The organism is Spiroplasma citri, from assembly GCF_001886855.1.
In the GTDB taxonomy this organism is placed as follows: domain Bacteria; phylum Bacillota_I; class Bacilli_A; order Mycoplasmatales; family Mycoplasmataceae; genus Spiroplasma; species Spiroplasma citri.
In genome coordinates, this window is the sequence record NZ_CP013197.1 from 156,020 (window position 1) to 172,919 (window position 16,900).

Genomic DNA, 16,900 nt, shown 5'->3' on the forward strand with positions numbered 1-16,900 from the left:
CAGAATGATTTGAAGATATTTATTATAGTCAATATTAATTTTGATTTATAAAAATGAAAATTATTAAACAACAAAAAATATGTGATGTTATTAATTGTTATAAATTATCATCATTTATCACCGAAGAATTTGAAACAAATAAAATTTTATGAACTTGTGAAAATCACAAAGTTTTATTAAATCAAATTAAGTATATAAACAAAGAAAAAATTTGACTTTATAATAATTTGGAAAATTCAAGGATAGATGTTGATTGAAAAACTGGGTATTTAAAAATCTTTTTTAGTAAAATTAAATAATTCTAATATAACAAGATGGATAACTCATCTATGGCACACTAGTTATGTTATTTGATTTATTAATTTTAATTTTATATTTCTTTTATTAAACTTGTTAATAGTTATTTTCAGTGTGCCAATTTTTACTATTTTATATTTTTAATAATGCTTACAATGTTTATTAACAATGTTTATTAAACAATAAATAAACTATAGATAAACAATATATAAACATTAAATAAACAATAGATAAACATTAAATATAACAATGTTTATTAAACAATAAATAAACTATAGATAAACAATATATAAACATTAAATAAACAATAGATAAACATTAAATATAACAATGTTTATTAAAAAAAGGAGTGTGATTAATTATGTTAGGAATTTGAATATTTTTTTTAAAACGTAAATGTCAAATTTGTCATTCTATTTTGAATAAAAAAATTGTTGGTAGTTTGTATTTTAAGTTAAATGTTTGTTCAATGCAGTGTAACCGAAAGCGAGTTGATTTGAGTAATGTATCAGAAACCAAGTTATAAGAAGAATATTAACGTAGAAAATTGCTTTATTCGAAGAGAATTTATAGTTTTTAGAACAGATAAAGCTTCATTTATAAATTTACCTAATCATAATCGTCATATTGGTTTTTGATTGAGTAATAAGTTTATTTATCCGAGTGAAAAAAATTGTAATCAAGTAGCAATCGGTTTGATTTATGATAATTATTATTCTATTGTAAAATATGATGAAAATTTAAAGCGTAATATTTGAAAGAGTTTAACTGGAACGGAATTAATTAATTTATATAATCAATATAAACAAAATTACTCTACTAATATGAAAAAAGCATTATTTTCAAGTGAACCTAAAAAAGTAAAAACAAATAAAAATAATTTCACAAATTTAAGTGTTGAAAAAAAAGAACAATTAATTAAAGACTTAAAAAGTTTAAATTAAAATATTCCCAAAAAAGTTTTAAATAATATACAAAGTTTTAAGATTATATATTAAATAGACATAACATAGAAAGCTCACTGCATATTTTAAAACACAATAGTATAGTGCCTGCGATCACCTTTAAAGTGAAGCGAAAGGCAAAGGGTGAAAAAATGTTTAAAACAAATTTAGGAAAATTAATAAATGGAGATGCTTTGGAATTTATAAAGACATTAGAAAACGATAGTGTTGATTTAATACTAACTGATCCGCCCTATTTATATAATTTATCAAAAAGAGAAAACGAACAAAAAAATGAAAAAAGCAATATAACCAAAAGCATAAATAAATATATTAATGCTATCTATGATAATAATTTACATAATTCATTTGATATAAATACTTATTTAGATGAGTTTTATCGAATTTCAAAAAATAAATTTATGTTAATTTGAATGAATAGACAACAAATTATAGATTATTTAGATTGAGTTCGTAAAAAAGATATGCTTTATGATTTTATCCTTTGAAACAAAACAAATCCAATGCCAACTAATAATCATATTTATCAAGATAAAGAATATTGTATGATAATTTATTCTAAAAAACATCGAATTCCGAATTATAAAAATGATTATGAAAGTAAAAAAACAATTTTTAATTATTCAATCGGAAAAAAATTAACAAGACACCCAACAGAAAAACCATTATATATATTTAATCGATTAATTAGTAAATATAGTAAAGAAAATGATTTAATTTTAGATTGTTTTTTAGGAAGTGGTACAACCGCGTATGCTTGTGAACAGTTAAAACGAAAGTGATTGGGTTGTGAAATAAATAATGAATATTACAAAATAATTAAAAAAAGATTAAAAAATATTCAGTTTAAATTTGAATTTTAATAGAAAGGAAATAAAAAAATGAATATTGCTTCAATTTTGGCTAAATTAGAAAAAATAGAATTAGAACAACAAAAACAAAGTATTTATTTAATTGCACTATCTAATAGTTGTTTGTCTGATTTACAAAAAACAGAATTATTAAATAATATTAATTTAATTGATGAAGAATATAAACAAAAACAAAAAGATAAACGGCAAGCTAAAAAATTAGGACTTAGTTATGTTAAATATAAAAAAATGCAAAAACAATAATTATTTTTTATTAATTAAAAACATAAATTATATAGCAGTTTTAATTGCGATGATGGTTGTATTATCACAAGTAATGCGAATACAAATCATTTTAAGAACATCAATTCCATTATTTTTAATTCCAGTTTTTATTAGTACTTTTATTTTAAATTGATATTGATGTTTATTTATTGGTTTTGTTGGTCATTTATTAGTTGATTTATCATTATGAGGTTTTACTCTAGGATCATTATGTTGAAATATTGGCACAGGTTTATTTGCAATTTTATTAAGAATTATTTATTTAATAAAATGTCATAATTTTTGAAAAATTACTCTACTCTTATTCATGAATTTAATAATTTACTTTCCAATTGATTTTATACTTTTTTGATTAAATCTTGGTGTTTTAAATATAGAACAAATAATAATTGGAGTGTTAATTGTAAACACAATATGCTTACCATTTTTTTATTTATTAAGTATCAAAATAATAAAAAAAATTAACCAAGGAAATTTAAGGAGATAAAAATGAAAAAGTTAAATAAAAAAACTATTAACAAAATACATGAATTAATGCTTAGAAGTTATCCAGTGTCATTTGAAGATATTACTGATGAACATTGAGCATTAAATACTAGAAAGAATTAGGAGGAATTACTATATGAAATGTCAAAGAATTAATTGTAATAATAAAAATGCTTATTGTGGAAATAGTTATATTGAAAAAAGTAATGATAAATTAGAGTGAAATTTAGGTTATAAAAAACAAATTATATTATGTGAAGAACACTGATTACAAACTTATCAATTAGAAAATTTAAGTGTAAATAAAAAGAATTAGGAGGAATTAAATTATGACTAAAAAATACTTATTAATTATTAAAAATGAATATTTAACTACTTATGCTTATTACACACTAGAAGAAGCAAAAGTGCGAGAAAAAATTGAAAATAATAATTATGGCTTATCAACGGCAATTATTGATTTAAAAGATATTGAATGAAAAGGAAATAAATAATATGAAAGAAATTAGAAATGTACAATTATCAGAATTTCAAAAAGAAATTATTAATAAATTAGATGATAAATACTGCTATAAAATTTCCCGTGGAACTGGAATATATAGTGGATATAATGCAATTAAGATTTTTAATAAAAAAATGGAACACTTATTCACAATAGATGAAAGAGATAATACTGTATCAATAAATAATTACATTAAAAATAGAAAAAAGGAACTGGAATTCTTGGAACTTATATTAAAGGAAAATAAATAATGTGTGAAAAGATGAAGATGGCAAAGTTTACACAAAAGAAGATTTATTTAATGAAGCATTAGAAGAATGTCACTCAGAAGAAAGTGCTTATGACTATATTGATACTTTAATTGCAGAAAAGAATTTGGAGGAAATTTAATAATGAGTAAGTTTATTTCACATTGTAATTATTGTGCTGGTTATTTTGATTTCTCAGATTATGATATCAAAAATAAACCATTAGAAACAATTAATAAATTTAAAATTAGAAATCATAAATATTACTTTAATAGTTATCAAGGAATTAAAAATATTAAAAATAAGGAGGAATTATAAAGTGAAAACATTAGAAGATATGATTAAAGATTTAACAGGAATAACTGTTGAACAAAATAAAATCAGTAAATATTTAGAAAGTGAAAAATTAGATTTACGATGTGTTAATTTACGTTGGACTGATTTAAAAGGCGCTGTTTTACGTTGGGCTGATTTAAAAGAAGCCGATTTACGTTGGACTGATTTAAAAGGTGCTGTTTTACGAGGTGCTGATTTAAAAAATATTAAAATAACACAACAACAATTAGACCAATTAACTGTTATTGAGGAGAATGAATAATGTTAGAAAATGAAATTAATTATAAAAATGCTTGATTAACATTTATTGGTGTAAATTGAAATAAATGTAAAAATAAAAAATATAAATGTTATTGAAAAGATAATTCTATTGACATATTAACATTATCAGAATTATATTTTAATTTTTCAAATACAAGTGAACTAAATAATTTATTAATAATTAAGGAAATTGAGGAGGATGAATAATGGGAATTACTACAACAGATATACTTGTAGCAGAAAATGAAGCACTTGTAGCAGAAAATGAAGCACTTAAAAATAAACTTGCTGAATTAAAACAACAAATATTATATAAAGAAGATTTTGATGCTCAATATTATTGTAGTTATCACGGACATTGAGACCAATGTATAGTTGAAGATGAAGAAGAACCAACAGAAGAACAATTATCAAAGTATATTCTAATTTTAAAAGATAATTCTAAATATGACAAATTACCTAGTAAGGAGGAAAAATAATGGATGTAACAGAAAGAATTAAATTTAACAAACTTAAAGAAGAAAATGAAGCACTTAAAAAAGAACTTACTGAGTTAAAAGAACAACAATTATTTAAAGTAAGTGCCGAACTTGTAGATGAGATAGAAGAATTAGCACAATTAAAAAATAATTCATTATATTACAAATTACCTAGTAAGGAGGAAAAATAATGGATGTAATAAAAAGCGAAAATCAAATAAATCAAATTATTAAAACAAATAAAGATTTAGATGATTTTAAAAATAAAGATGAATTTATTATCTCAACATTAAAAAAATGTGTGGCAAATAATTTACTTTTTTTAAAAAATATTGATAATGATTTAAAAAATTTGAATAATTTAATTAAAAATATTAACAATTTTCAAGTTAATAACAAAAGTGATGCAGATTATGGTACTGAATTAAAAATATTATTAAAATCTACAATTAAAAAAATAATAACTCCAATTGTTAATAATCGATCAGAACTTAAAATAATTGATAGTTTGTATAGATACATTACTAAATCTTTTGAAAAATTAGAAACAGATGTTATTCAAATTGAAATATTGACTAAACAAATTAATTGAATGAATGCGGCTGAAAATCAATTAAAAGAATTAAATAATAATAAAGAAAATAATTTAATTTCTGAAATTTTGAATAAAGAAGACATAAAAGTTAAAGGTTTAAAAACAAGATGAGATTTAAAAATAAATATTATTGATATTGAAAAAGTGCCAGAAAAATTTATTATTAAAACTATTGATGAAGAAGCTATTAAAAAAGCAATTAAAGAAAATAATAATGAAATTCCAAATATTAATGGTTTAGAAATATTATATGAAAAGAAACATCATTTTTAAAGATAATGCAATTTATTAGTAATAATATTAAATTAAAATATAATGTAAATTTTGAAAAAGATAACCATTCTTATTTTATAGATAATATTATTTTCCCCAGCATTACCGCTATTATTAGTTATATAACGAAGAAAAAAAATTAATAAAAAGACACCTTGGAAATAAAGTTGTTTTTAATCATACATATATATTAATTTATGGGCGAATTATTGAAATTGAAGAAGATACAGAATATGAATTACAAGCAACCAATAGAAATTCAATTAAAAAAATTATTTTTAATATTAATTTGAGAACAAAAAAGAACGAAATTAAAATACTAACAAACGAATTATTAAATGAAAGTAATTTATCATGAGAAGATATTAAAAATGAAGAATGAAGCTATGATATTGAATTATTTACTTATCAATTACAAAATAACACAATTTACAATATAAAAGAAAATCAAAAATATTGAGAAGACTTAAAACCACACACAAAACTAAACAACGATCTAAACAATAATTTTAACAACTTTGAAGAAACAATGAATAAAAACATGATTGCTAATAACGCATTACATAGTGAATGAGATAAAACATCTAACAAATTAGAAAAAAAATATTTATAAAAGAGAGGTAAAAAAATGGCATTTAGATTTATAACATTTGACAATACAGAAGATTATTTAACAGACCGCGACCAAGCAATATACTATGATTTTTTGTTAAGAAACCAAACAATCCCCCACTATGCTAATAAAGAATTAAGCAATAAAAACGCTATAAACTTATTAGGCAATAGCGATAATTATAACGAAGGAATGTTAAAACTATGTGATAACAATTCAACTGGTTTTTTATTTTACGGATTTGGCGAACAAGAAAACTTAGAAGCAGAATTCAAATATGAAGACAACGGAATTCAAGTAAAAATAAAAACAAAAAAAGGAAACAAAGAAATACCATTTTTTTATTTAAGCATTTGCGGAAGAATGATTAAAGTAGAAAACAACACCACAAACGATATCAACGACTTAATTCCCTATGCAAAAAACCAAGCAGAAACAACAACAATATTTTTAACAATTAAAATAGATATGTCAAAAGCACCATTAGTATATCCAATCCCCGATATAGACAACCCAGATGAAAACTACCAATATATTAATAAAAATTTTATTGAAAGTTTAGGAGAAAACAAAAGCGAACAAATTGAAAAATTAACAGAATTATTAGAACAATGCCCCATTAACACTAAAATTGACGAAGTTGAACCAAGCGGAATTGACAATAAATTCTATTTTGAAAAAACCAACGAAGAAGAAAACAAACCATGAAAAAATATTAAAAGTGCCATGACTTGAAACGATAATTCAAAAACAATAGCAACCGCCATAATCGATAACATTAATCAAGTAAATGATTTTAAATACCAAGCAATTTATCAAAATAAATGTGCCAGCGAATATTTTGTATGAACAGACAAAGGAAGATTAACCCAAGATAACTTAAACACAAGACATAAAGACGGAATTTATGAATTCCCTATTCTTAGTTTTAATTTACCCCTAAAAGGAGAAAAAATAAAATCCTTTAATTGAGAATATACCGCACGCGCTCCCATTCGTTATCAATCAATTAAAGACCCTAACAATTTTATTAATTTTTGCGAATATGCCCAAGAAAAAAAGAAGAATTCAATAAAAAATGAACCAAAGAAATGGAAAAAATGGATCAAAAAATAGCACAACTAGACAAAAGAATTAGAGAAATGCCCTACAAAATAGAAAGCAGTGCCAAATATGTCAAAAGCAGATTAAAAGAAATGACACCAGACGAAAAACCTTTTAATCAAGTTGATAATAAATGATATTATGTTGTTTGTCGCGGCAATGAAAATGATGTTTGAGAAATTGTTAAGTTTAAAAATGATACAGAAATATATTTTAATAAATGAAAAAAAATAAAAGAATTTAATAATTTTGATATTGTATTATGTTATACAACATTTGGAAATAATTTAGCAAAGTATAAAACTGCTATTTCTGGTATATATAAACCTGGAATTACTGGTTTTATAGATGTATGAGAAAATATTAATAATTACATTAAAGCAGTTTATCGTTGAAATGGTGGAGAAGAATGATCACCGATATTAAAATATGATGGTGGGATGATTAAATTTTGAGTATGAAAAGATTTTAAAACATGAGATAAAGCGCAGCGTGGTATTGCGACAACGGCCGCTATTGGTTTAAGAGCATTTGGAAGTTGAGAACCATTAATTTGATAATAAGGAGAATAAAAAATGAGTGAAACTATTTTAGAAATTATTGTTTTGGTTATATCACTTTTTACTGGTGGGACAACTGGCATAACAGCAACTATTTTGAGTAAAAAACAACAAAAAATTAGAGATGAAAATAAAGAATTAAAAGAAAAAATAAACGATATTAAAATTGAAATTAATAATATTAATACGAAATTAGATGTTATTACAATTATAAATAATAAATTGGCTAATAACAACAAAATAAATATCAGACAAAAAACAAGGATGGTAATAAAAATGAAAAAGAAAAAGACTAAGTTATTTTTTCTACGATTAGCATATTGAATAGTTCACGGTTTAACATTGGGATTGCCAATTTTATTCACTGAAATTAATAAACTAATGCTAAAATTAAAAGAAAAAATTAATAATGAATGTATTTTGCTAGGTGAAAATAAAGAAGATAATATTAATGACATAATTAAAAAAGATGATGAAAAAGAAAATTAAATAAATTAAAAAAGCAATTTAGTAAAAATTGCTTTTTTTATTCACTATTAACTTTTACATTGCCATTATTATCAACAATTAAATCAGGTAATTTTTGCTCATCACCATTTCAACGATAAACTGCTTTAATGTAATTATTAATATTTTCTCATACATCTATAAAACCAGTAATTCCAGGTTTATATATACCAGAAATAGCAGTTTTATACTTTGCTAAATTATTTCCAAATGTTGTATAACATAATACAATATCAAAATTATTAAATTCTTTTATTTTTTTTCATTTATTAAAATATATTTCTGTATCATTTTTAAACTTAACAATTTCTCAAACATCATTTTCATTGCCACGACACACAACAAAATATCATTTATTATCAACTTGATTAAAAGGTTGTTCTTGTGGGCAAATTCATTCTAAGTTTTCTTTTATTTCTTGGAAATTTGTATTTATTTGGTTTTCTTGTTTTAGTTGTTGTAATTCATCTTCGTTATATTGTGGTATATTATTACAAGCAACTAAACTTGTTGTGCTTGTTCCTAATAATGTAATTGCTCCTAAAAAACTTAATCTTTTTTTCATAAAAAGTCAGTCCTTTCTTAATATTTTATTTATATAAAAATTATATAATGAATATAAATATATACAAAGAATAATGATAAAAATTTATTTTTTTGATAATATGTTATCAAAAGAAAAAAAGAACAAGTGGAGGAAAAAGTGGAAAAAGAATCTAAAATTGAATTTGAAACTGAATTTGAAAAAATTGCAGCAGAAATAAGATCTTCTTTTGAATATTTTTTAAAATATAATCCAAAAAGTGAAGAACAAATAAAAAAAGAAAATTAATTTTTTAAAGAAATATTTTGAGAAAAATATAATAAACATGTTAACGATGAAAAATGTCAATTTACTGGTGCAAGAGGATTGTGTTATAGAAAAGCAAAAAAAGATATGAATGTATTGTATGTAATAGTCCATGTTGCTACATTTGTTATAAAAATTATTACAATTGTAAAAAATGCCTTTTTTGTTTTAGTGATGATGATTCTGATTTTAAATATTATTTAAAAATTTAATTTTAACGAAAATTATTATAAGCAAGGTTAAAAAATCTTGTTTTTTTATTTTAAATTAAGATATAATATTTTTGTTATCAAAAAAGTATCAAAATTGTATTAAATAATATTAAAAAAATTAAATATTTGAAAAACAAGTTAAAAATAACTTGCTTTTTTTTAGGTGTTTATTTTAATGTGTGTGATGATTTATTTTTAAATCACGAAAGGAAACAACTTTAAAATGAATATTAATAATATTATTAATGGGGAAAACTTTTTTAATAAAACATATGAAGATTTGAATAGATATGCTGTTGGAGAAATTGCATATAGGTTAGAAAATATAGATGATTTTATTTTTCAAAATTATAAAAATGATGATAAATTTAAACATTATCGAGTAAAAGAAATAAGAACAAAAACATTAATTACTTTAAAAGGTAAAATAACATTTCGCAGACGACGATATTATAAAATTAATCCAATAACAGAGAAAGAAGAATATATTTTTATTTTAGATAAATTTTTAGGAATTAAAAAATGACAAAGACTGGGGAATGACGTCAAAGAAAGAATTTTATTGTTTTTAAGTGATGATAAAAAATACCGTGATATTTTAGATGCCTTAGAACAAGCAAAAATTAGTTTAATGACAATTTCAAATACAATAAAAAACACAACAACAAACGACAAATATTATATTAATAATACCAATATCAAAATAAATGTTCCACATACTTTATATATTCAAGTGGATGGAACTTTTCTTAAAATAGAATACGATAGAAAAAGGATTAAAAAACACACCTTATTATCTACTGTTCATACTGGTTATGATCAAGAAAAATCAACCGAAAAAAGACATATAATTGCAAATAAGTTAGGTGTTTACGAAATAGATAATATTCCAATTTATATTTCTAAAAAAACAAAATTAACCCGTTTTGTTGTTAAATTAATACTTTTGATAATAAGTAATTATAATATTCAAGATGATACTGAAATTATGATTTTAGGTGATGGAGCAAATTGAATTAAAGGGGTTAAAAAAGATATTGCAAATCGTTTTCCTAATAACAAAGTTCATTATACAATAGACAAATTTCATTTAGTAAAAAGATTTAAGGATTTATTACCCCACCGAAGAATAATTAAAGAAAATAAAGAAACTTTTAAACAAGTTGTTGATTATTTTTATAATGGAAAATATTATGAATTATTACAATGTTTAAAAGAAAGTAAGTCATTTATTCCTAGTTCTAAAAAGTTTTTAAGAGAAACAATTAACTTAATTAAAAATAACGAAGAGGGTATTAAAAATCAAACATTATGAAATAATATTGGGTGTCATATGGAGGGCGATGTCTCCCATTATGGTAAGGGCGCATTTTCTAAAAAAGGAATTTATAGCGAAAAAACTGTTAGAAATAAATTGAATACTAGTATGCTAAAATTAAGAAATAATATTAAGGATTTTAAACAACCAGAAAAACCACCAGAAAATAATAGTATTTTATATAATAATTTTAATAAAACCGAACAACAAAACTTACATCTTTATTAATTTTATTTTTAAATTAAATAATTTTAATAAAAATGCATTTTTTGTTGTGATTAAATTTAAAAAAATATAAAAATTTGTTGACAATAAAATTAAATATGGTATCTTTAAATTAAGTAGATGGATTATTTATTCAATAATTTCTTAAAATATATTAAATACCCTTAAATAATTTATACAGTCAAATTAATCCAGCATTGTATAGTACAATAACAAATATCTTTTTATTAATTATTTTTATGAAATTTGTGCGATTAATATAAAAAAGGAACTGTTATTAAGTTTCTTTTTATTCTTTTCAGTCAGTAATTTCACCGGTGTTTTTTTCAATAGTTGGTGTTTGTGGTTCACCATCACCATCTCAACGATAAAGACCTTTAAAAGAATTATTTTTAATGTAACTTTCTATTTTCATATCATAACGTATATTATGTTTAAATTTCATTATTTCTCATTCTTTACTATAAGATTGTTTCCAAATTACAAAATAATATTTATTATCAAAATTATCTTTAAGTCAATTATAATCAGTAATTAATTTTCAATTACTATCTTTTGGTGGTTGTTGTGGTTTATTATCTCCTTCCCCGTTTTCATTATTATTTTCTTTATTACAACTGATTAATGTTCTTGTACTTATTGTGGTTAATCCGATTGCTCCTATTATGCTAAGTCATTTTTTCATATACATTGCTCTTTTTTATTGTTTTATATATAATTGATTTTATCATATATCAATTATATATCAATTATTTTGTATTAAGTATTAATTTTATAAGTTAATGAAAGGTATATAAATGTTATGTATAGTCATTTAAGTTTTATGGATAAAGTTAATTTAGAACAATTATTATTATCAAAAATTTTTTTAAAAAGGAATGGTGAACAGAATATTTCTTTAATTGCTAAATTTTTGAATAGACATCGTAGTATTATTTTACGGGAAATTAAGAAGTTTAAAAATATTGATGAATATAGTGCTTATAAGTCAGATAAAATGTATTATGAGAAAAGAAAAAAGAATAATAAAAGATGTAAATTTACGGAAGAGCAGATTAATTTTATGAAAATTAGACTTAATAAATGTCGTGATTCTCCGAGAGAATTTATTTATTGTTATTTTTTAAAATTTGGTGTTAAATTTCCGGTTTGTGTTAAAACATTGTATAAATGAATTCTTTTAGGTTTTTATGGTTTTTTAAAACAGAATTTGCGACATCGTGGTAAAAAATATAAAACAAAAGGAAAAAAGATAATCGTGGTAAATTAACTAATTTTAAATTAATTTGAGATATTGAAAATAAAGTTTCTAATGTTGGTTGATTAGAAATGGCTACTGTTGTTGGAAAAGAACATTTATCTAGTTGTTTAGTTTTAGCAGAACAATCAAGTAAAAAATATTTTGTAATAAAATTAGAAAATCATACTGCTAGGGAAGTTGAGAAAAAGTTTAAAGAAATTGTTATAAATAATAATTTAATTGGAAAAATTAAAGGAATAATAACAGATAGAGGGAAAGAATTTAGTAAATGACGAGAAATGGAAATATTTGTTGAAACACAAGTATATTTTTGTGACGCTGGTAAACCTCGTCAAAAACCTTTAATTGAAAATATAAATGGTGAGTTTAGAAAATGATTTCCTAAGGGCACTGATTTTAATAATGTTAGTCAAAAACGAATTGATTGAGTAGTTAATAATGTAATAAATGATAAACTCCGACCGTGTTTAAATTGAATAAGTGCTAAAGAAATGTTTTTGCAGAATATATAAACAATAAATATTTAAAAATGTACATTAACTCATAAAATATGTCATTAAAATAATAAAATATGTATTTATTAATTAAAATTAATAAATTATTTTTTAGTGTGCTTAAATATTTATAAAATAAAAGAAAAATTAAAATATTTTTAATTTTTTTAAATTTATGGTTGATTTTTCTAATTTTTTTATTATATTATTTAACTAATAAAGATTTGTTGCACTTCATTTTACATAATTCAATTTAATATTATGTCAGCCTCAGCAGCAATTAAATTATTTTAAATCACCAATTTATTTTTTACTTTTATGATAATATTACTTTATCATAGGTTTTAGAACATTTTAAAGGAGTTTTAAAAGATGTTTTTAATATATGGAGAAGATGCTTTTTTAATTAAAATGAAAAAAAATAAGATTTTAAAAAAAATTAATCCTGATAATGAGTATGATTTACAAGAATATAATTATTTAGAAGACTCACTACCATCTATTTTGAATGATGCTAACACGATACCAATGTTTTCAGAAAAACGAGTAATAATAGTTAATGATAGTTACTTTCTTACAGAAGAAAAAATTAAGGCAAAAATAGATAATAAAAACCATTTAACAAGTTTAATGGAATATTTAGCAGCCCCAAATCCGAGTACTTTTATTATTTTTATTTGTCCAGTAAATAAGCTTAGTAATCGTTTAAAAATAACTAAGCAAATGCTAGCATTAACTAGTGTTTTAAAGGCAATAAATTTATCATATAATGAATTAATCAAGTTTATTGATGATTATATTACAAAGAATAATGGAACTATTAACCAAAATTTAATTCCTAAGATTGTTGAATATTTGCCAAATAATTTATATATTATTAAAAATGAATTAGAAAAATTGTTATTGATAAATTCAAAAATTACGATGGATTTAATTGCAAATAATATGACAAAATATTTAGATACAGATATTTTTAAATTAGTTGATGATTTACTAAAAAATGATTTAAATAGTTTTTTAATAAATTATCATTATTTACAAGAACGAGGTTTAAATAGTATTGCTTTATTAGCATTAATTACCAATAGTGTTATTTTTACAAGAGACATTATTGTTTTATCTGTTTTAAAGAAAACACCTTCACAAATTGCGGAAATTTTACAAATTCATCCTTTTCGAGTAAAAAAGATTTCAGAACATATGCATAATTTTAGTATTAATAAAGCAAATAATATTATTCAAGAATTATTTTGAATTGATTATAATATAAAAAAAGGTATAATAAGAAGAGAAATTAGTAGTGATTTGTATTTAATTAAATTATTTGATATAAATTAAATTATCACAAAAAGAGAGATGAGGGACATAAATAAATGAAAGAAAATAAATTATATGCCCATATAGTTTATACATTATATAATATCTTTAACGATGATAATATTAAGGCACAAGTAATAGTTAACCCAGATTTTAAAAAATTAGTAATTCAACAAATTTGTAATTTATTAACATTAGAAAAAGAATTTAATGCAAATTTAAATGATAATAAATTTACTCTTTCATTTGCTCAAGTTTTGGCTGATATTACTAATGAATCAGAAATTATTGAAAAGGTTGATGGTGCTACTTTTAATATGTTAGATGAAGAATATGCTGCTTTTGTGCAATATATTGTTTCAAATTTTGCTGTTGAGAAAAATTATATTACAAGAGAAAACATTATCACTAGTGAGTTAATTGATGCCACAGCAGATTTTACTGATGAAAAAGCAATTGATAATGCTCGTGAAAAGTTAAATAAAGTTAATGAAGATGAGGCAGCTGAATCTCAGTTTGAAGTAGGACGACGACCGGCGACAAGAATAGGAGGTATAGGGGCTCCAATGGGCGGTATCGGACCAGGAGACTTTAGTAATCCAAACAAATTTGATATGTCACAAATGATGCAACAAATGGCAAATATGCCAATTCATCCACGCTTAGACCCACGGTTTTATTTCTATACTTTAAAACCAAAGTATATGCCAATTTTAAAGAAAATTGTTGCTGGTTTTGTTATTTTAGCTTCTGCTTTGTTAGTTTTATTGTGATTTTTAAATTCCTATCTAAATATCCATTTAGAAACAAAAGTAATTATTTATACAATTCCGGGAACTGGTTTACCTGTGATTATAGGTGGTGGGGCTGATAGTGCTTTACATAATACTAACAATAATTTTAGTGAAGTATTTAGCTTTGGTTCAAGATATAAGTTTTTATTAATGCAATCCGCTGGGCTACAAATCTTTTCGGGAATTTTATCGATCTTACCGGGAATTTTCTTGGGTTATGAATTGTTAGGGAAAAAACGTTTTAAACGTGATAATTATGTCGTTAGGTTTTGACCAGTTGTATTATCAATTGTTATTCTTCTTTATTCTTCATTGTCATTAATTCAAGTATTATTACCAAATGTTGTTGAAAAATATTTTAATAGTAGATCGGTACCTAATGGTGGATTTTTAATTCAAAACGATCCACAATTAGCAATCACAGGGTACTTATTATTACCAGATTCAGATTTAGCTATGACAATTAATAGTTTAGTAAGTGAAGTTTATAATAGTACAACTTACCAAGTATTACGTATTTTTACAATTATTTCAATGATTGCTAGTCTTATTGCTGGTATTATGGTTATTATTTTAGCAGTTTTAGCTCCTAAAACAGACCGTAATAAATTGATTCGTGCCAATACAGAATATCAAAAAGCCCTTACTGCAATGATGAATGGCCAAAAATATGAAATGGATCCAACATTATTTGATGATGAATTTAAGGATGATAATGTTTTTGAAAAAGATGATTCTAATAGATCAAAAGATAAATAAAAAAATCATAACTAGTTATGATTTTTTTATTCTTTTAATATTTACTGTCTTTGTTGAAAAGGATTTTAAAATTAATGTGTTTTAAGCATTAATCTGCTTTTAACATGAGCAGCTTTATTAGCATGATAAATTCCTTTAGTAACTGCTTTATCAACTAAAGTAATTGCAGTATTAACTAATTCTGATGCGTTTGCTTCTTGTGCGGTAATAGCGATTTCTGCTTTTTTTATTGCTGTTTTTACTGATGATTTAAAAGATTTATTTGCTAAGTTAGTTTTTGAATTTGTTTTAACTCTTTTAATTTGTGATTTAATATTAGCCATTTTTGCTCTCCTTTCGACTTTTAAGACACAAAGGAATTATAGCAAATAGATAAAAAAGTGTAAAGAAAAGTAGTACTTTTTTTAACATTTTATCATTATTTTTTAATATATATATGTATAATAATATAAAGTAGGTGGATAGGAATGGGATATTATTATCAACACAGTTTAGGGTTTTCTTTTCATTGTTTGCAACGAATTCGGGAACGAATTCCTGCTTTTACAAATGAAAATGATTGAATTATTAAAGAAAAAATTATTAAAATGATTGATAATTCTTCTGATCGCATTGAAACAACAAAAAATTTATATATTAAATTAGATAATTTAAAAGGGAACTTATATGTTGTGGTTACAAAACACACAAGATTAATTGTAACAGTAACGCCAATGAGACCTGAAAAATTATTGGATATTATTACAAGGAATTAATTTTTATTTTTTATTTAAAAAAGCAATGTTATAGTTAAATTGTAGGCAAAGGAGAATAACAAGGATGAAAATTGTGATTGGGAATGATCATACAGGGATTGATATGAAAAAAGCAATTGTTAAGCATTTAATTGAACAAAAACATGAAATTATTAATTTAGGCACAGATAGTATTGAAGCGGTTGATTATTCTGATATTGGCCAAGCTGTTGGTGAAAGAGTAATTAAAGAAAAAAATAGTGTTGGGATTATAATTTGTGGAACAGGAATTGGAATTTCAATTGCTGCAAATAAAGTAAAAGGAATTCGAGCAGCATTGTGTAATGAAACAGTGCTAGCAAAATTAGCACGCGAACATAATAATGCTAATGTTTTAGCATTGGGAGCTAGAGTTATTGCAAATCAAAATGCAATTTGAATTGTTGATATGTTTTTAAATACTACTTTTGATTCTGGACGTCATGCTCTTCGTGTTGAAAAACTTAATAACCTTTAGGGGTGAATTATTAATAATTGAGACAGTTTATTTTTGTATCCTTTTTTAACAATTTTA

The 16,900-nt window shown here is 22.8% G+C and carries 29 protein-coding genes and 2 pseudogenes; 27 read left to right on the top strand and 4 right to left on the bottom strand.

Annotated features, from left to right (window positions below):
• Nucleotides 1–53: 53 nt before the first annotated feature.
• From SCITRI_RS00815 to SCITRI_RS00830, 5 genes are all read left to right on the top strand, one after another.
• Nucleotides 54–299 (top strand): hypothetical protein, encoded by a 246-nt coding sequence (locus SCITRI_RS00815; RefSeq protein WP_071891715.1) that lies wholly within the window; start codon nucleotides 54–56, stop codon nucleotides 297–299.
• 359 nt (nucleotides 300–658) lie between these two features.
• Nucleotides 659–823, top strand: coding sequence for a hypothetical protein (locus SCITRI_RS10470; protein WP_167693716.1), 165 nt, complete (start codon nucleotides 659–661; stop codon nucleotides 821–823).
• Nucleotides 801–1,241, top strand: a complete 441-nt coding sequence (locus SCITRI_RS00820; protein WP_053391433.1) for a DUF3627 domain-containing protein — start codon at nucleotides 801–803, stop codon at nucleotides 1,239–1,241. Before SCITRI_RS10470 ends, SCITRI_RS00820 begins: the two co-directional genes overlap by 23 nt.
• Nucleotides 1,242–1,393: 152 nt before the next feature.
• A complete protein-coding gene (locus tag SCITRI_RS00825) occupies nucleotides 1,394–2,125 on the top strand; it encodes a DNA-methyltransferase (RefSeq protein ID WP_071891718.1) in 732 nt (243 codons plus the stop codon).
• 18 nt (nucleotides 2,126–2,143) lie between these two features.
• Complete coding sequence (locus SCITRI_RS00830) at nucleotides 2,144–2,377, top strand: hypothetical protein (protein ID WP_071891722.1); 234 nt, start codon at nucleotides 2,144–2,146, stop codon at nucleotides 2,375–2,377.
• Between the two features lie 27 nt (nucleotides 2,378–2,404).
• Here the strand turns inward: SCITRI_RS00830 and SCITRI_RS09755 are convergent, their stop codons facing one another.
• Nucleotides 2,405–2,626, bottom strand: a complete 222-nt coding sequence (locus SCITRI_RS09755) for a hypothetical protein (RefSeq protein WP_147076700.1) — start codon at nucleotides 2,624–2,626, stop codon at nucleotides 2,405–2,407.
• A 394-nt stretch (nucleotides 2,627–3,020) separates the two neighbouring features.
• Here SCITRI_RS09755 and SCITRI_RS00840 point away from each other — a divergent pair, with 394 nt between their 5' ends.
• The 14 genes from SCITRI_RS00840 to SCITRI_RS00890 all read left to right on the top strand — a co-directional run bounded on the left by SCITRI_RS00840 (nucleotide 3,021) and on the right by SCITRI_RS00890 (nucleotide 8,344).
• A complete protein-coding gene (locus SCITRI_RS00840; RefSeq protein ID WP_071891731.1) occupies nucleotides 3,021–3,200 on the top strand; it encodes a hypothetical protein in 180 nt (59 codons plus the stop codon).
• 13 nt (nucleotides 3,201–3,213) lie between these two features.
• Nucleotides 3,214–3,378 carry a hypothetical protein gene (locus SCITRI_RS09760; RefSeq protein WP_155522072.1) on the top strand — a complete coding sequence of 55 codons (165 nt, stop codon included), beginning with the start codon at nucleotides 3,214–3,216 and terminating at the stop codon, nucleotides 3,376–3,378.
• A 1-nt stretch (nucleotide 3,379) separates the two neighbouring features.
• Complete coding sequence (locus SCITRI_RS00845; protein ID WP_053391429.1) at nucleotides 3,380–3,637, top strand: hypothetical protein; 258 nt, start codon at nucleotides 3,380–3,382, stop codon at nucleotides 3,635–3,637.
• A gap of 1 nt (nucleotide 3,638) precedes the next feature.
• A complete protein-coding gene (locus SCITRI_RS09765; protein WP_155522097.1) occupies nucleotides 3,639–3,776 on the top strand; it encodes a hypothetical protein in 138 nt (45 codons plus the stop codon).
• Between the two features lie 2 nt (nucleotides 3,777–3,778).
• Complete coding sequence (locus SCITRI_RS09770; RefSeq protein WP_155522074.1) at nucleotides 3,779–3,952, top strand: hypothetical protein; 174 nt, start codon at nucleotides 3,779–3,781, stop codon at nucleotides 3,950–3,952.
• Between the two features lies 1 nt (nucleotide 3,953).
• Entirely contained in the window at nucleotides 3,954–4,232 is a 279-nt protein-coding gene (locus tag SCITRI_RS00850; protein WP_084566868.1) for a pentapeptide repeat-containing protein, read from the top strand.
• Nucleotides 4,232–4,438: a hypothetical protein gene (locus SCITRI_RS00855; RefSeq protein WP_071891735.1), complete on the top strand. Its 207-nt coding sequence runs from the start codon at nucleotides 4,232–4,234 to the stop codon at nucleotides 4,436–4,438. The genes SCITRI_RS00850 and SCITRI_RS00855 overlap by 1 nt, the downstream gene beginning before the upstream one ends.
• Nucleotides 4,438–4,710, top strand: a complete 273-nt coding sequence (locus SCITRI_RS00860; protein WP_071891739.1) for a hypothetical protein — start codon at nucleotides 4,438–4,440, stop codon at nucleotides 4,708–4,710. The genes SCITRI_RS00855 and SCITRI_RS00860 overlap by 1 nt, the downstream gene beginning before the upstream one ends.
• Nucleotides 4,710–4,901, top strand: coding sequence for a hypothetical protein (locus SCITRI_RS00865; RefSeq protein WP_071891743.1), 192 nt, complete (start codon nucleotides 4,710–4,712; stop codon nucleotides 4,899–4,901). The genes SCITRI_RS00860 and SCITRI_RS00865 overlap by 1 nt, the downstream gene beginning before the upstream one ends.
• A complete protein-coding gene (locus tag SCITRI_RS00870; RefSeq protein WP_053391427.1) occupies nucleotides 4,901–5,578 on the top strand; it encodes a hypothetical protein in 678 nt (225 codons plus the stop codon). Before SCITRI_RS00865 ends, SCITRI_RS00870 begins: the two co-directional genes overlap by 1 nt.
• 289 nt (nucleotides 5,579–5,867) lie before the next feature.
• Complete coding sequence (locus SCITRI_RS00875; RefSeq protein WP_071891747.1) at nucleotides 5,868–6,191, top strand: hypothetical protein; 324 nt, start codon at nucleotides 5,868–5,870, stop codon at nucleotides 6,189–6,191.
• Nucleotides 6,192–6,206: 15 nt separating this feature from the next.
• Complete coding sequence (locus SCITRI_RS00880; RefSeq protein WP_071891750.1) at nucleotides 6,207–7,307, top strand: hypothetical protein; 1,101 nt, start codon at nucleotides 6,207–6,209, stop codon at nucleotides 7,305–7,307.
• A complete protein-coding gene (locus SCITRI_RS00885) occupies nucleotides 7,292–7,855 on the top strand; it encodes a hypothetical protein (RefSeq protein ID WP_147076706.1) in 564 nt (187 codons plus the stop codon). Before SCITRI_RS00880 ends, SCITRI_RS00885 begins: the two co-directional genes overlap by 16 nt.
• A gap of 15 nt (nucleotides 7,856–7,870) precedes the next feature.
• Nucleotides 7,871–8,344: a hypothetical protein gene (locus SCITRI_RS00890; protein ID WP_071891758.1), complete on the top strand. Its 474-nt coding sequence runs from the start codon at nucleotides 7,871–7,873 to the stop codon at nucleotides 8,342–8,344.
• Between the two features lie 37 nt (nucleotides 8,345–8,381).
• Here SCITRI_RS00890 and SCITRI_RS00895 read toward each other — a convergent pair whose 3' ends face one another.
• The gene (locus tag SCITRI_RS00895) at nucleotides 8,382–8,927 is read right to left on the bottom strand and encodes a lipoprotein (RefSeq protein ID WP_071891761.1); all 546 of its coding nucleotides are present in this window, start codon (nucleotides 8,925–8,927) and stop codon (nucleotides 8,382–8,384) included.
• 126 nt (nucleotides 8,928–9,053) lie between these two features.
• Between SCITRI_RS00895 and SCITRI_RS10475 the strand changes: the two genes are divergently transcribed.
• From SCITRI_RS10475 to SCITRI_RS12395, 3 genes and pseudogenes are all read left to right on the top strand, one after another.
• Nucleotides 9,054–9,194, top strand: coding sequence for a hypothetical protein (locus SCITRI_RS10475; protein ID WP_164028148.1), 141 nt, complete (start codon nucleotides 9,054–9,056; stop codon nucleotides 9,192–9,194).
• Nucleotides 9,195–9,647: 453 nt separating this feature from the next.
• The gene (locus SCITRI_RS00900) at nucleotides 9,648–10,970 is read left to right on the top strand and encodes an Mbov_0401 family ICE element transposase-like protein (protein ID WP_071891765.1); all 1,323 of its coding nucleotides are present in this window, start codon (nucleotides 9,648–9,650) and stop codon (nucleotides 10,968–10,970) included.
• A gap of 179 nt (nucleotides 10,971–11,149) precedes the next feature.
• Nucleotides 11,150–11,230 (top strand): annotated as a pseudogene (locus SCITRI_RS12395) (spiroplasma phage ORF1-like family protein); the annotation flags it as partial.
• A gap of 26 nt (nucleotides 11,231–11,256) precedes the next feature.
• Here the strand turns inward: SCITRI_RS12395 and SCITRI_RS10675 are convergent.
• Nucleotides 11,257–11,652 carry a lipoprotein gene (locus tag SCITRI_RS10675; protein ID WP_071891769.1) on the bottom strand — a complete coding sequence of 132 codons (396 nt, stop codon included), beginning with the start codon at nucleotides 11,650–11,652 and terminating at the stop codon, nucleotides 11,257–11,259.
• Nucleotides 11,653–11,769: 117 nt separating this feature from the next.
• Between SCITRI_RS10675 and SCITRI_RS00915 the strand changes: the two are divergent.
• The 3 genes and pseudogenes from SCITRI_RS00915 to SCITRI_RS00925 all read left to right on the top strand — a co-directional run bounded on the left by SCITRI_RS00915 (nucleotide 11,770) and on the right by SCITRI_RS00925 (nucleotide 15,592).
• Nucleotides 11,770–12,740: pseudogene (locus SCITRI_RS00915) on the top strand (IS30 family transposase).
• A gap of 354 nt (nucleotides 12,741–13,094) precedes the next feature.
• A complete protein-coding gene (holA, locus tag SCITRI_RS00920) occupies nucleotides 13,095–14,060 on the top strand; it encodes a DNA polymerase III subunit delta (RefSeq protein ID WP_071891774.1) in 966 nt (321 codons plus the stop codon).
• Nucleotides 14,061–14,095: 35 nt separating this feature from the next.
• Complete coding sequence (locus SCITRI_RS00925) at nucleotides 14,096–15,592, top strand: hypothetical protein (RefSeq protein WP_071891778.1); 1,497 nt, start codon at nucleotides 14,096–14,098, stop codon at nucleotides 15,590–15,592.
• Between the two features lie 71 nt (nucleotides 15,593–15,663).
• On the opposite strand, the gene rpsT is transcribed toward SCITRI_RS00925, so the two are convergent.
• Entirely contained in the window at nucleotides 15,664–15,915 is a 252-nt protein-coding gene (rpsT, locus tag SCITRI_RS00930) for a 30S ribosomal protein S20 (RefSeq protein ID WP_071891782.1), read from the bottom strand.
• A 144-nt stretch (nucleotides 15,916–16,059) separates the two neighbouring features.
• On the opposite strand from rpsT, the gene SCITRI_RS00935 reads away from it, so the two are divergent.
• Nucleotides 16,060–16,347, top strand: a complete 288-nt coding sequence (locus SCITRI_RS00935) for a hypothetical protein (RefSeq protein WP_071891786.1) — start codon at nucleotides 16,060–16,062, stop codon at nucleotides 16,345–16,347.
• A 64-nt stretch (nucleotides 16,348–16,411) separates the two neighbouring features.
• The gene (gene rpiB / locus SCITRI_RS00940; protein ID WP_071891791.1) at nucleotides 16,412–16,843 is read left to right on the top strand and encodes a ribose 5-phosphate isomerase B; all 432 of its coding nucleotides are present in this window, start codon (nucleotides 16,412–16,414) and stop codon (nucleotides 16,841–16,843) included.
• The last annotated feature ends 57 nt before the right edge of the window (nucleotides 16,844–16,900 follow it).